The organism is Streptomyces sp. CB01201, assembly GCF_002803085.1.
Lineage (GTDB): Bacteria > Actinomycetota > Actinomycetes > Streptomycetales > Streptomycetaceae > Streptomyces > Streptomyces hundungensis.
On record NZ_NNBJ01000033.1, the window covers coordinates 37,504 to 50,158 of the forward strand.

13 protein-coding genes are annotated in these 12,655 nt (G+C 72.9%); 7 read left to right on the top strand and 6 right to left on the bottom strand.

What is annotated here, in order from left to right; all coding sequences use genetic code 11:
- Window positions 1-2 precede the first annotated feature (2 nt).
- The 4 genes from CG740_RS38555 to CG740_RS38570 all read right to left on the bottom strand — a co-directional run bounded on the left by CG740_RS38555 (window position 3) and on the right by CG740_RS38570 (window position 3,083).
- Window positions 3-812 carry a papain-like cysteine protease family protein gene (locus tag CG740_RS38555; protein ID WP_100579991.1) on the bottom strand — a complete coding sequence of 270 codons (810 nt, stop codon included), beginning with the start codon at window positions 810-812 and terminating at the stop codon, window positions 3-5.
- Between the two features lie 9 nt (window positions 813-821).
- On the bottom strand, window positions 822-1,148 hold the full coding sequence (locus CG740_RS38560) for a hypothetical protein (RefSeq protein WP_100580005.1): 327 nt from the start codon (window positions 1,146-1,148) through the stop codon (window positions 822-824).
- Window positions 1,149-1,257: 109 nt separating this feature from the next.
- Window positions 1,258-1,899, bottom strand: a complete 642-nt coding sequence (locus tag CG740_RS38565; protein WP_100579992.1) for a response regulator — start codon at window positions 1,897-1,899, stop codon at window positions 1,258-1,260.
- Window positions 1,896-3,083, bottom strand: coding sequence for a sensor histidine kinase (locus CG740_RS38570; protein ID WP_100579993.1), 1,188 nt, complete (start codon window positions 3,081-3,083; stop codon window positions 1,896-1,898). Before CG740_RS38570 ends, CG740_RS38565 begins: the two co-directional genes overlap by 4 nt.
- Before the next feature lie 133 nt (window positions 3,084-3,216).
- Between CG740_RS38570 and CG740_RS38575 the strand changes: the two genes are divergently transcribed.
- Both CG740_RS38575 and CG740_RS38580 read left to right on the top strand, forming a co-directional pair.
- Complete coding sequence (locus CG740_RS38575; protein ID WP_100579994.1) at window positions 3,217-4,260, top strand: ABC transporter permease; 1,044 nt, start codon at window positions 3,217-3,219, stop codon at window positions 4,258-4,260.
- The gene (locus tag CG740_RS38580) at window positions 4,257-5,006 is read left to right on the top strand and encodes an ABC transporter ATP-binding protein (protein ID WP_100579995.1); all 750 of its coding nucleotides are present in this window, start codon (window positions 4,257-4,259) and stop codon (window positions 5,004-5,006) included. The genes CG740_RS38575 and CG740_RS38580 overlap by 4 nt, the downstream gene beginning before the upstream one ends.
- A 204-nt stretch (window positions 5,007-5,210) precedes the next feature.
- Here the strand turns inward: CG740_RS38580 and CG740_RS38585 are convergent, their stop codons facing one another.
- Window positions 5,211-6,014 (bottom strand): IclR family transcriptional regulator, encoded by an 804-nt coding sequence (locus CG740_RS38585; RefSeq protein WP_100579996.1) that lies wholly within the window; start codon window positions 6,012-6,014, stop codon window positions 5,211-5,213.
- A 330-nt stretch (window positions 6,015-6,344) separates the two neighbouring features.
- Between CG740_RS38585 and allB the strand changes: the two genes are divergently transcribed.
- Together allB and alc are read left to right on the top strand one after the other, a co-directional pair.
- Entirely contained in the window at window positions 6,345-7,682 is a 1,338-nt protein-coding gene (allB, locus tag CG740_RS38590) for an allantoinase AllB (RefSeq protein ID WP_100579997.1), read from the top strand.
- Between the two features lie 4 nt (window positions 7,683-7,686).
- Window positions 7,687-8,802: an allantoicase gene (gene alc / locus CG740_RS38595; RefSeq protein ID WP_100579998.1), complete on the top strand. Its 1,116-nt coding sequence runs from the start codon at window positions 7,687-7,689 to the stop codon at window positions 8,800-8,802.
- Window positions 8,803-9,100: 298 nt separating this feature from the next.
- Here the strand turns inward: alc and CG740_RS38600 are convergent, their stop codons facing one another.
- Window positions 9,101-9,307 carry a hypothetical protein gene (locus CG740_RS38600; protein WP_100580006.1) on the bottom strand — a complete coding sequence of 69 codons (207 nt, stop codon included), beginning with the start codon at window positions 9,305-9,307 and terminating at the stop codon, window positions 9,101-9,103.
- 146 nt (window positions 9,308-9,453) lie between these two features.
- Here CG740_RS38600 and CG740_RS38605 point away from each other — a divergent pair, with 146 nt between their 5' ends.
- Genes CG740_RS38605 through CG740_RS38615 form a run of 3 tightly spaced genes read left to right on the top strand, consistent with a single transcriptional unit; the run spans window position 9,454 to window position 12,571 of the window.
- Window positions 9,454-10,677, top strand: a complete 1,224-nt coding sequence (locus tag CG740_RS38605; protein ID WP_100579999.1) for a sensor histidine kinase — start codon at window positions 9,454-9,456, stop codon at window positions 10,675-10,677.
- Entirely contained in the window at window positions 10,674-11,357 is a 684-nt protein-coding gene (locus tag CG740_RS38610) for a response regulator transcription factor (protein ID WP_100580007.1), read from the top strand. The genes CG740_RS38605 and CG740_RS38610 overlap by 4 nt, the downstream gene beginning before the upstream one ends.
- 26 nt (window positions 11,358-11,383) lie before the next feature.
- On the top strand, window positions 11,384-12,571 hold the full coding sequence (locus CG740_RS38615) for a cytochrome P450 family protein (RefSeq protein ID WP_100580000.1): 1,188 nt from the start codon (window positions 11,384-11,386) through the stop codon (window positions 12,569-12,571).
- Window positions 12,572-12,655: the final 84 nt, after the last annotated feature.

Sequence of the window (12,655 nt, forward strand, 5' to 3'; positions counted from 1 at the left end):
CCTCACGCCCTCGTGTAGTAGCTGTGGGTCCAGGTCCCGCTGCCCTGGTAGCTGGTGGCGAGGGTGTTGTACACCTGGTCGGACTTGCCGTAGATCGGGTCGTCCACGGCCACGATCGCCTGGTCGGCCGGGGCGTCCACCCCGATGGCGGTGCAGAAGTGCCCGCCGCCGGCCGCCCAGGCGATCCGGATGCAGAGCGGCCGCCCCGCCTTGACCTCGTTCTCCACCTCCGCGAAGTCGACCCGGTTGCCCACCATCCGGTCCAGGTGGCCGACGATGCGCAGCGGGTTGTCCAGCGGCTGCTGGCTGTTGCAGGCGGTGCCGGCCGCGCCGGCCGGTGTGCAGCAATTGGTCTGCCCGGTCTGGGAGTTGGCGACCGTGCACTGCGTCCAGGTGCTGGCCGCGTTGTAGTAGAGCGCGATGCTGGTCGCCACCGCCGCCCAGCACCAGTTGCTCTGGGTCTGGGCCTGCATGTTGAAGGCGAGCCGCTGGTAGTCCCAGAGGCGGTAGTCCGGCTTGGCGTCCAGGACCGTGATGTCGGTGACGATGTTCAGGGGCGCGCCCCAGTCGACGCTGACGACGAAGGTGACGCCGTGGTTGGGGTCGTAGGGAGGTGAGTGCGGACTGATGTTGCCGACCCGGACGTTGGCATCGCCCACGAAGCGCGGGCTGTGCTTCACGTCGGCCGCGTTCACCGAGTACTCGGACACGGTGACCCAGACCGTCGAGTCGTGGTCGATCTCGTTCCAGTTGAAATTCAGTACGGTACGGCCGCTGAGGCCGTGCCAGTACTGGCGCACGGTGCGTGGCATCGGGCCCCCTCAGCCGCTCTGGTACTCGATGTCGACCGGCGGCCCGTCCAGGACCGTGATGTCGGTGACGATGTGCAGGGGCGCACCCCAGTCGACGTTGACGACGAAGGTGACGCCGTGGTTGGGGTCGTAGGGCGGTGAGTGCGGACTGATGTTCTCGACCGTGACGGTCGCGGCGCCGATGAAACGCGGGCTGTGGCGCGGGTCGTTGCCGTCCACGCTGTATTCGGACGCGGTCACCACGACGGTCGAATCGTGGTTGATCGCGGCCCAGTTGAAGTTGAGCCTGCACCGCCCTTGCAGGTTCCACCAGTACTGGCGGCAGGTCTGGGGCATGAGGGCCTCCACAGTGTCCGGTTCATGCCTGGGACATGCCAGCAGCATGACGGACCCGGGGTGCCGCCGACCCGCGCTTGCGGGACGCGGTCGGAAGTGGTGGGAGCACTCAGCCCGGTTGGCGGATCAGACGGCGCGCGCTGGCGGCGGCGACCGCCGATGTGCGCGAGTCCACCCCCAACTTGGCGTAGATGTGCACCAGATGGGACTTGACAGTCGCCTGGCTCAGGAACAACTGCTTGCTGATCTGCTGGTTGGAGAGTCCGTCGCCGACGAGTTGGAGCACCTCCAGCTCGCGCCGGGTCAGCGCCTCCGCGGGTGTCCGCATCCGGTCCATGAGCCGGTGTGCCACGGCCGGGGCGAGCGCCGACTGGCCCAAGGCCGCGGTGCGGACCGCGGCCGCCAGTTCCTCGGGCGGGGCGTCCTTGAGCAGGTAGCCCGCCGCGCCCGCCTCCACCGCCGCGAGGATGTCCGCGTCCGTGTCGTACGTGGTGAGGACCAGGACGCGGGGGGCGCCCGGCCGGGCGGTGATCGCGGCGGTCGCCTCGGCGCCGTGCATCCCCGCGCCGAACTGGAGGTCCATGAGGACCACGTCGAATGCCCCGGAGGAGGCCAGCTCCACCGCGCGCTCGGCGGTGGCGGCCTCCCCGGTCACCGCGAAGTCCGGCTCGGTGCCGAGGACCGCGCGCAGCCCCGCCCGCACGATCGGGTGGTCGTCGGCGAGCAGCAGCCGGATCGGCGCCGCGCTCATCGGGCACCCGCCACGGGCAGCGGCAGCGTGATCGCGACGGCTGTGCCCTGGCCGGGCGCCGACTCCACGCTCAGCGTGCCGCCGAGCGAGTGGGCGCGCGAGCGCATCGCGGGCAGGCCGAAGCCGCTGGTCTCCTGGGGCCGCGGCTCGGCCGGATCGAAGCCCCGCCCGTCGTCGACGACGTCCAGGGCGACCGAGGTGTCCATGAAGCTGAGGGTGATCTCGGCCCGGCCGGCCGCCGCGTGCTGCACGGTGTTGGCGAGCGCCGACTGGGCGATGCGCAGCAGCGCCACCTCGTAGGGCGTCGGCAGCGCGACCGGGGTGCCGCTCACGCCGAACTGCACGGCGGGGCCGGGGCCCGGCGCCGCCGCGCACAGCCGCTCCAGGGCGCCGGAGAGGGAGCCCTGCTCCAGGTCCGGCGGGGTCAGCGCCTTCACGAAGCGGCGGGCCTCGGCCAGGTTGTCCTGGGCGGCGCGGCGGGCCTGCTCGACGTGTTCGCGGGCCGGGTCACCGGCCGGCAGCGCGCGCTCGGCGGCCCGCAGGAGCAGCTGGATCGACGACAGGCCCTGGGCGAGGGTGTCGTGGATCTCGCGGGCCAGGCGCTCGCGCTCGGCCAGGGTGCCGGCCGTGCGCTCGGCCTCCGCGAGCTCGGCCCGGGTCGCCACCAGCTCGTCGATCAGCTCGCGGCGCCGCTCGCTCTCCCGGTACAGCGCGTCGTAGCCGAGCACGGTGGCGACGGAGACCGCGGCGCCGAGCAGCGGACCTATGAACGCACCCGGCGTGACCTGCTGCCCGTGCAGCAGAAAGCTCGTGATGGCCGCGCCCGCCGTGGCGAGGACCGCGGGCAGCGCCCAGCGCAGCGGCAGCAGGTGGAGCAGCAGGAAGTAGAGCGGGAAGGCCGCCCACAGCGCGTCGGGGGAGACCACGAGCAGCGCGAGCCACGCCGCGCCCAGCGCCCCGAGCCATACCGCCCCCGCCGCGGTACGCGGCCGCACCGAGGGCAGCGCGACCCCCACGCCGTACACCGCGGCCATGGCGATGGCCGCCACGAGCACGGCCCCCGCGTGCGGCGCGTGATCGCCGAGGGAGCGGACCACGGCCAGCGCGAGCAGCCCGCCGAGCAGCGCGTGCAGACACAGGCGCAGCAGGGCGGCGACGGGGGTGTGGGGGCGTACGGAATCCATAGGGCTTCCAGCGTACGGGGGAGGTGGGCGGCCCCGGTCAACCGAAAGTTTGATGTGCGGATGCATCCTTCGATACCGGGGAGCATGCTCCGGCGCGATGTGGCGACGGGCCCGCGCGACCAGGCTTGAGCCCATGTTCGTCGCATGGAGAGACCTCCGGTTCGCCAAGGGCCGGTTCGCGCTGATGGGTGCGGTGGTGGTGCTCATCACCCTGCTGGTGGGGCTGCTTTCCGGGCTGACCGCCGGTCTTGCCCGGGACAACACCTCGGCCGTCAGCGGCCTGCCGGCCGACCGGCTCGCCTTCGCCGCGCCGCCCTCGGGGCAGTCGGCTTCCTTCACCAACTCCGTTGTGTCGAGCGGTACTTGGCACAAGTGGCAGCAGGCGCCCGGGGTGCGCGAGGCCCAGCCGCTCGGCATCGCCACGCTGAACGCGAAGGCGGGCGAGCGCACCGCCGCGGTGTCCTCCTTCGCGGTGCCGCCCGGCTCGGACCTCGCCCCGGCCGCGGTGCGCGCCGGATCCGTCGTGCTCTCCCGGGGTGCGGCCGACGACCTCGGCGCGCGGGCGGGTGACACCCTGACGCTCGGGGGCCGTACGCTGACCGTGTCGGCGGTCGCGGGCTCCGACTCCTACAGCCACACCCCCGTCGTGTGGACCGCGCTCGCGCAGGACGCGCCCGCCACCGTCGTCGCGCTCGGCCTCACCGGCGGCGCGGACCCGGCGGCCCTCGACAAGGAGCTGGGCACCCGCAGCCTGACGCTCTCCGACGCCCTCGCGGCGCTGCCCTCCTACCAGGCCGAGAACGGCTCGCTCCAGCTGATGCGCGGCTTCCTGTTCGTGATCTCGGCGCTGGTCGTCGGCGCGTTCTTCACGGTGTGGACGATCCAGCGCAGCGGCGACATCGCCGTACTGAAGGCGCTCGGCGCCTCGACGCCCTATCTGCTCAAGGACGCGCTCGGGCAGGCGGTCGTCATGCTGACGGCCGGCACCCTGCTCGGCACCGGGCTCGCCGCGTTCGCCGGAGCGCTGGTCGGCGGTGCGGTGCCCTTCGTGCTCGACCCGGCCACCACGCTCGGGCCCGGCGCCGTCCTGATCGTCCTCGGCGTGATCGGCGCCGCCCTGTCCATCCGGCGCATCACCGCCGTCGACCCGCTGACCGCGCTCGGGAGTGCCCGATGACCCCCCGTATCCCTCCTGTGAACCCGATCCCCGCCCCGAATCCGGCCCGCGCCGCGGACCCGGTCCTGCTCCTGGACGGCGTCACCCTGACCTACCCGGACGGCGAGGGCCGGCTCACCGCCCTGGACGAGGTGTCCCTCGCGGTCCCCGCCGGTACGGTGACGGCCTGCGTCGGGCCGTCCGGCTCCGGCAAGTCCAGCCTGCTCGCCGTCGCCGCGACCCTGGTGGCCCCGGACGGCGGCCGCGTCGTGGTCGCCGGTACCGACACCGCCGGGCTCGGCCCGGCCCGGAAGGCGGCGCTGCGCCGCGACTCCATCGGCATCGTCTTCCAGCAGCCCAACCTGCTGCCCGCGCTCACGGCCGCCGAGCAGCTCCAGGTGATGGCCCACCTCGCGGGCCGCAAGCCGCGCGAGGTACGGGAGCGCGCCCGGGAGCTCCTGGCCGCCGTCGGCCTCGCCGACCAGGCCCACCGCCGCCCGCACCAGCTCTCCGGCGGTCAGCGCCAGCGGATCAACATCGCCCGCGCCCTGATGAACGAGCCCGCCGTGCTCCTCGTCGACGAGCCCACCAGCGCCCTCGACCACGAGCGGGGGGCCGCCGTGCTCGATCTGCTGCTCACCCTCACCCGCGAGCGGGCCACGGCCACGGTGCTGGTCACCCACGACCGCACGCATCTGGAGCGGATGGACGCGGTGGTGACGATGGCCGACGGGCGTCTGAGCGCGGCCCGCACGGCAGCGGTCTGACCCCGGTCCGACTCGGCCGAACCCCGGTCCGACTCGGCCGAACCCCGGTCCGACTCGGCCGAACCCCGGTCCGACTCGGCCGAACCCCGGTCCGACTCGGCCGAACCCCGGTCCGACTCGGCCGAACCCAGGGCCCGCACGCGCGAGACCCCGGCGGTGTGCCGCACCGCCGGGGTCCTCGTCGCTTCGGGGCCGGGGTTCGGCTCAGGTCTGGGCGCCCGTGTTGGCCAGCGCCGTCGAGAGCTCCTGGGCGATGCCCTGGAGGATCGGGACGATCCGGTCGGTGGCCGCCTCGGTGACCCGGCCGGCCGGGCCCGAGATCGAAATGGCCGCGGCGGTGGGGGAGTTGGGCACCGACACCGCGAGGCAGCGCACTCCTATTTCCTGCTCGTTGTCGTCGACCGCGTACCCGGCGCGCCGCACCTGCTCCAGCGCGTCGAGGAAACCGTCCGCCGTGGTGATCGTCTTCTCCGTCGCGGCCGGCATGCCGGTTCGGGCGAGCAGCGCGCGCACCTCCTCCGGCGGGGTGTGCGCGAGCAGCGCCTTGCCCACGCCCGTGGAGTGCGGCAGGACCCGCCGGCCGACCTCGGTGAACATCCGCATGGAGTGCTTGGACGGCACCTGCGCCACGTACACGATCTCGTCGCCGTCCAGCAGCGCCATGTTCGCGGTCTCGCCGGTCTCCTCGACGAGCCGGGTCAGATACGGCCGCGCCCAGGTGCCGAGCAGACGGGACGCCGATTCGCCGAGCCGGATCAGACGCGGGCCGAGCGCATAGCGCCGGTTCGCCTGCTGGCGTACGTAACCGCAGGCCACGAGGGTGCGCATCAGCCGGTGGATGGTCGGAAGGGGCAGGCCGCTGCTCGCGGAGAGCTCGCTGAGGCCGACCTCGCCCCCGGCGTCGGCCATCCGCTCAAGGAGATCGAAGGCGCGCTCAAGAGACTGGACTCCTCCGCTGGCGGCGGAGGGCTTGGAGGCGTCGGTGGTGCTGGCGCTTGACGTCGGCACGGCGCGTTCCTTTCGGTACTGGCAGGCGAAGGAGCAGCCTATCGGGCGGTTGTCCGTCCTACCCTGGACAGGTCAGGTGTCCCTGCCGGTCAGAGGCGGTTTGTCCGTTCGTCGGCAGCGCCCCGTGGTGATAACTACATTCTGCTTGGCGAAATTCTAATTCCATTCTGTGGAAACCTCCAAGACTCGCGTCCGTGTCGGCCGTCACGCCTCGGCCACCCTTGACGGTTTCCGCGGCCAGCGCGCAAACTCCTTCAACAGATCGTTGAATTCCGGTGTACGGAAAAGTTCCGGTGCACGGAAAGACTCCGCTGGGAAGTGAGGGCTCGGGTGTCCGACGTCAACCTGGTACTGCGCTCGACGCGCGTCATCACCCCCGAGGGGACGCGCCCGGCGACGGTCGCCGTCGCCGACGGGAAGATCGCGGACGTACTGCCGTACGAGGCCGAGGTCCCGGCCGGCGCGCGCCTGGAGGACTTCGGCGACGACGTGCTGCTGCCCGGCATCGTCGACACCCACGTCCACGTGAACGACCCCGGCCGTACCGAGTGGGAGGGCTTCTGGACGGCCACCCGCGCGGCGGCCGCCGGCGGCATCACCACCATCGTCGACATGCCGCTCAACTCGCTGCCGCCGACCACCACGGTCGAGAACCTGCGGGTCAAGCAGGAGGTCGCGGCGACCAAGGCGCACATCGACCTCGGGTTCTGGGGCGGCGCGCTGCCCGACAACGTCAAGGACCTGGGGCCCCTGCACGAGGCCGGCGTCTTCGGCTTCAAGGCGTTCCTTTCGCCGTCCGGCGTCGAGGAGTTCCCGGAGCTGAACCAGGAGCAGCTCGCGCAGTCGCTCGCCGAGATCGCCGGGTTCGACGGCCTGATGATCATCCACGCCGAGGACCCGCACGAGCTCGACGCCGCCCCGCACCTGACCGGCCCCAAGTACGCCGACTACCTGGCGACCCGGCCGCGCGTCTCGGAGAACACCGCGATCGAGGGCCTGATCGACGCGGCCAAGCGGATCGGTGCCCGGGTGCACGTGCTGCACCTGTCGTCCTCGGACGCGCTGCCGCTGATCGCCGCCGCCAAGCGCGAGGGCGTCAAGCTCACCGTCGAGACCTGCCCGCACTACCTCACCCTGACCGCCGAGGAAGTCCCGGACGGGGCCAGCGAGTTCAAGTGCTGCCCGCCGATCCGTGAGGACGCCAACCGCGACCTGCTGTGGGACGCGCTGGCCGACGGCACCATCGACTGCATCGTCACCGACCACTCGCCGTCCACCGCCGACCTCAAGACCGACGACTTCGCCACCGCCTGGGGCGGCATCTCGGGCCTTCAGCTCAGCCTCCCCGCGATCTGGACCGAGGCCCGCAAGCGCGGCTACACCCTGGAGGACGTGGTCCGCTGGATGTCGACGGCGACCGCGAACCTCGTCGGGCTGACCCAGAAGGGCGCCATCGAGGCCGGCCGCGACGCCGACTTCGCGGTGCTCGCCCCGGACGAGACCTTCACCGTGGACCCGGCCGAACTCCAGCACCGCAACCGCGTCACCGCCTATGCGGGCAAGACGCTGCACGGCGTCGTCAAGTCCACGTGGCTGCGCGGTGAGCGCATCCAGCACCACGGCGTCATCGCCGAGCCCACCGGCCGCCTGCTCGAAAGGAACAACTGACACCGTGAGCACCCTTCCCTCCTTCACCGGTGACGCCAGCCCCTACGGCGGCGGCGACCCGTACGCGGACTACCGCAGCGCGGACTTCTCCTTCACCCAGTACGTCGACCTCGCCGACCGGCGCCTGGGCGCGGGTGTGATCGCCGCGAACGACGAGTTCTTCGCCGAGCGCGAGAACCTGCTCAAGCCCGAGGCCGCCGAGTTCGACCCCGAGCACTTCGGGCACAAGGGCAAGATCATGGACGGCTGGGAGACCCGCCGCCGCCGCGGCGTCTCGGCCGCCCAGCCGCACCCCACCGACGAGGACCACGACTGGGCGCTCATCCGCCTGGGCGCGCCCGGCGTGGTGCGCGGCATCGTCGTCGACACCGCCCACTTCCGCGGCAACTACCCGCAGGCCGTCTCCGTCGAGGCCGCCTCGGTGCCGGGCTCGCCCTCGCCCGAGGAGCTGCTCGCCGCCGACGTGAAGTGGACAACTCTCATACCCCGTACGGCAGTTGGCGGCCACGCGGCCAACGGCTTCGCGGTGGACGTGGAGCAGCGCTTCACCCACCTGCGGCTCAACCAGCACCCCGACGGCGGTGTGGCCCGGCTGCGCGTCTACGGCGAGGTCGCCCCCGACCCGCGCTGGGTGGCGGCGCTCGGCACGCTCGACCTCGCGGCGCTGGAGAACGGCGGCCAGGTCGAGGACGCGTCCGACCGCTTCTACTCGCCCGCCACCAACACCATCCAGCCGGGCCGCTCCCGCAAGATGGACGACGGCTGGGAGACCCGGCGCCGCCGCGACAAGGGCAACGACTGGATCCGCTACCGGCTCGCGGCCCAGTCCGAGGTGCGTGCGGTCGAGATCGACACGGCGTATCTGAAGGGCAACTCGGCCGGCTGGGCCGCGCTCTCCATCCGTGACGGCGAGTCGGGGGAGTGGGTGGAGGTGCTGCCCCGTACGCGGTTGCAGCCCGACACGAACCACCGCTTCCTGCTGGACGCGCCGGCCGTCGGCACGCACGTCCGGATCGACATCTTCCCCGACGGCGGCATCTCGCGCCTGCGCCTCTTCGGCTCCCTGACCCCCGAGGGCGCGTCCCGTCTGATCGCCCGCCACCAGGAACTCGGCGGCTGAGCGCTGCGGATCGCGGGGCTGCCCCTCGCGGTCCGCTGAACCGGGCCCCGTCCCGGTTCCCCGGAACAGGGCGGCACGACACCCGCCCGCCGACGCGGGACACCCCGACCCGACAGCACCGGGGTGTCCCGCGTCGTTCTCTTCCCGGCCCGTCTTCCCCCCCCCTCGTTCGAGGGCGGGCTCCGGTGCGGAGCGCCGGGGGCGGTCAGGCCGCGCAGCTCCGGACGGTCGGGCCGCGTAGCCCCCGTCGGCCGGCACCGGCCGGGTACGCAGGGCCGGGGACCGAGCACGCGGCCGGCTACTTCTCCGCCACCCGGTCCGACGCGATGAGCACCGCCACACCCGCCACCGCGAGCACGATGCTCGCGAACACCTCGTGCCCCTCAAGCGCGTCGGGCCGGTGCACCACCGTCCACAGGTCGAACCACCCGGTCCACTCGTGCACCAGACCGCCGATGCCCTGGACGAGGAGCAGGAATCCGGCGACCTCCAGGAATTTCCTCATGTCCCGAGCCTGTGCGAACCGGTCGCGCCGGCGCTTCGGCCTTCGGCACACCGCGTCCGCGTCCAAAGTCTCCGGCCTTGCGACTTTGGTAGCGACCCGCGCCCGCGAAGCGCCGCCGGGCCGCCCGGCTGCGTAACTTTGCCGACATGACACGAGCCGGACCCGAGTTCCGCTGGCTGCTGCCCTCGGCGGTGGCCGACCCCGAGCTGCCCGGCGACCGGGCCCGGCCCAGACGCACCGTGCGCGACTGGGCCGTCGACATCTGCGCCTTCCTCGCCGCCGCCCTCATCGGCATGCTCACCGCGGACACCCTCGGCAAATCACCCGGCTACTCCGACACCGTGATGGTCCTCGACCAGCTGGTCGGCGCCGCCGCCTGCTGCGCGGTGTGGCTGCGCCGGCGCTGGCCGGCCGGGCTCGCGCTGGCGCTCACCGCGGTGTCCCTGGTCGCGCCGGTCGCCTCCGGGGCGTTCCTGGTCGCCCTGTTCAGCCTCGCCGTGCACCGGCCGTTCAAGCCCCTGGTGCTCGCGGTGGGCACCGCCGCCGTGGTCAGCTCGGTGTTCCAGCCGGTGCTGCGCCCCGACCCGACCACCAGCCTGCTCACCAACGCCGTCGTGGGCACCGTGCTCATCCTGCTCGCCACCGGCTGGGGCATGCTCGTACGCTCCCGGCGCCAGCTCGTCGTCGCGCTGCGCGAGCGGGCCGCCCGCGCCGAGGCCGAGGCGGCGCTGCGGGCCGAGAACGCGCAGCGGCTCGCCCGCGAGGCCATCGCCCGCGAGATGCACGACGTGCTCGCCCACCGGCTCACGCTGCTCTCCGTGCACGCGGGGGCCCTCGAATTCCGGCCCGATGCGCCGCCCGCGCAGGTCGCCCGCGCGGCCGGGGTCATCCGGGACAGCGCGCACGAGGCGCTCCAGGACCTGCGGCAGATCATCGGCGTGCTGCGCAGCCCCGGAGAGGGCGCCGACGACCGGCCCCAGCCCACCCTCGCCACCCTGGACGCGCTGGTCGCCGAATCCCGCGAAGCCGGGATGAAGGTCGCCCTGGACAGCCGGATCCCGGACGCGGACGGTGTGCCCGCCGCCACCGGCCGCAACGCCTACCGCATCGCGCAGGAGGCCCTCACCAACGCGCGCAAGCACGCGCCCGGCGCCGAGGTCACCGTCACCGTCACCGGCCGTCCCGGCGACGGGCTCACCGTCGAGGTCCGCAACCCGCCGCCCCCGGGCCCGGTCCCGGAGGTCCCCGGCTCCGGGCAGGGGCTCATCGGGCTCACCGAGCGCGCCACCCTGGCCGGCGGCCGGCTCGACCACGGGCGCGGGTCCGACGGCTCCTTCGCGGTGGTGGCCTGGCTACCGTGGCCCTCATGACCATCCGCCTGCTCATCGTCGACGACGACCCCCTGGTCCGCGCGGGCCTCACCTTCATGCTCGGCGGCGCCGAGGACATCGAGATCGTCGGCGAGGCGGCCGACGGCCACGGCATCGGCCAACTCGCCCTGGAACTGCGCCCGGACGTCGTGCTCATGGACATCCGCATGCCGCGCGTCGACGGCCTCACCGCCACCGAGACGCTGCGTGCCCGCCCCGACGCACCCGAGGTGATCGTCCTGACCACCTTCCACGCCGACGAACAGGTGCTGCGCGCGCTGCGCGCCGGAGCCGCCGGATTCGTCCTCAAGGACACCCCGCCCGCCGAGATCGTCGCCGCCGTACGCCGCGTCGCGCACGGTGACCCGGTCCTCTCCCCGGCCGTCATGCGGCAGTTGATGACCCAGGTGTCCGGCGGCACGGCCGCGCCCGGCGACCGGGCGGCCCGCGCCCGCGAGCGGGTCGCGCTGCTCGCCGAGCGCGAACGCGAGGTCGCCGTCGCCGTCGGGCGCGGCCACTCCAACGCGGAGATCTCCGCACGCCTCTATCTGAGCGTGCCCACCGTGAAGACCCACGTCTCGCGCGTTTTGGCCAAGCTCGGCCTCAACAACCGGGTCCAGATCGCCCTGTTGGTGCACGACGCCGGGCTGCTCGACGAACCGGACGGCGACGTAGGCTGAACGGCAACCGAACGGAGGGCGGGACCATGACGGTGGTCGATCTGAGCGAGCACGCCGAGGAATTCAACGCCGATCCCTATGCGGTGTACGCCAAGCTGCGCGCCGCGGGCCCCGCACATCTGGTCCGTACGCCGATGGGTGAGGAGGTCTGGCTGATCGTCGGCCACGAGGCGGCGCGCGCCGCGCTCGCCGACCCCCGCCTCGCGAAGGACTGGCGGCCGCTGGCCGAGACGGGCTACGAAGAACTGCCGGCCAGCTCGAACATGCTGGAGACCGACCCGCCGCAGCACACCCGGCTGCGCAAGCTGGTCGCGCGGGAGTTCACCCCGCGCCGGATCGAGGCGCTCCGCCCGCGCGTCCAGGAGATCACCGACGGCCTCCTCGACACCATGCTGGCCGCCCCCGGACGCGCCGCCGACCTGATCGACTCGCTCGCCTTCCCGCTTCCCATGACCGTCATCAGCGAGCTCATCGGCGTGCCCGACCTCGACCGCGAGGCCTTCCGCGTGCTGTCCAACCAGGCCGTGGCGCCGCGGGACGGCGCCGAAGGCCCCGAGGCCGTCGGGAAGATCGGCGTGTACCTGGCCGAGCTGATCGAGGACAAGCGCTGCTCCGGCCCCGCCGACGACCTGCTGAGCGCCCTGATCCGCACCCGGCACGAGGACGGCGACCAGCTGTCCCAGGACGAACTCATCGGCATGGCCTTCCTGTTGCTCGTCGCGGGCCACGAGACGACCGTCAACCTCATCTCCAACGGGGTCCGCGCGCTGCTGAGCCATCCGGACCAACTGGACGCGCTGCGGGCCGACTTCGACGGCCTCATCGACAACGCCGTGGAGGAGATGCTGCGCTACGACGGCCCGGTCGAGACCTCCACGTACCGCTTCGCGCGCGAGCCCGTCCGGATCGGCGACGCGCTCATTCCGGCCGGCGCGGTCGCCCTGGTCGCCCTCGCCTCGGCCGGCCGCGACCCGGAGCGCCACCAGGAGCCGGACCGTTTCGACATCCGCCGCACCCCGCAGAGCCATCTCGCCTTCGGCCACGGCATCCACTTCTGCCTGGGCGCCCCGCTCGCCCGGATGGAGGGCCGGATCGCCGTCCGCACCCTCCTGGAGCGGGCCCCGGACCTCCAACTCGACGTGCAGACCGACGAGTTGCAGTGGCTGCCGGGCATGCTCATCCGGGGCGTGCGGCATCTGCCGGTGCGCTGGTGAGGGGGCCGGGGCCGGACAGGCCCTAGGCGGTTTCGTTTGGATCAGCGGGCGGACCAGAGGAAGATGCCCGCGATGTGAAGTCCG

Bases quoted from the DNA above. Each gene is read 5' to 3' on its own strand.
- CG740_RS38555 (WP_100579991.1), bottom strand. From the start codon at position 812: ATGCCACGCACCGTGCGCCAGTACTGGCACGGCCTCAGCGGCCGTACC.
- CG740_RS38560 (WP_100580005.1), bottom strand. From the start codon at position 1,148: ATGCCCCAGACCTGCCGCCAGTACTGGTGGAACCTGCAAGGGCGGTGC.
- CG740_RS38565 (WP_100579992.1), bottom strand. From the start codon at position 1,899: ATGAGCGCGGCGCCGATCCGGCTGCTGCTCGCCGACGACCACCCGATC.
- CG740_RS38570 (WP_100579993.1), bottom strand. From the start codon at position 3,083: ATGGATTCCGTACGCCCCCACACCCCCGTCGCCGCCCTGCTGCGCCTG.
- CG740_RS38575 (WP_100579994.1), top strand. From the start codon at position 3,217: ATGTTCGTCGCATGGAGAGACCTCCGGTTCGCCAAGGGCCGGTTCGCG.
- CG740_RS38580 (WP_100579995.1), top strand. From the start codon at position 4,257: ATGACCCCCCGTATCCCTCCTGTGAACCCGATCCCCGCCCCGAATCCG.
- CG740_RS38600 (WP_100580006.1), bottom strand. From the start codon at position 9,307: ATGAGGAAATTCCTGGAGGTCGCCGGATTCCTGCTCCTCGTCCAGGGC.
- CG740_RS38605 (WP_100579999.1), top strand. From the start codon at position 9,454: ATGACACGAGCCGGACCCGAGTTCCGCTGGCTGCTGCCCTCGGCGGTG.
- CG740_RS38610 (WP_100580007.1), top strand. From the start codon at position 10,674: ATGACCATCCGCCTGCTCATCGTCGACGACGACCCCCTGGTCCGCGCG.
- CG740_RS38615 (WP_100580000.1), top strand. From the start codon at position 11,384: ATGACGGTGGTCGATCTGAGCGAGCACGCCGAGGAATTCAACGCCGAT.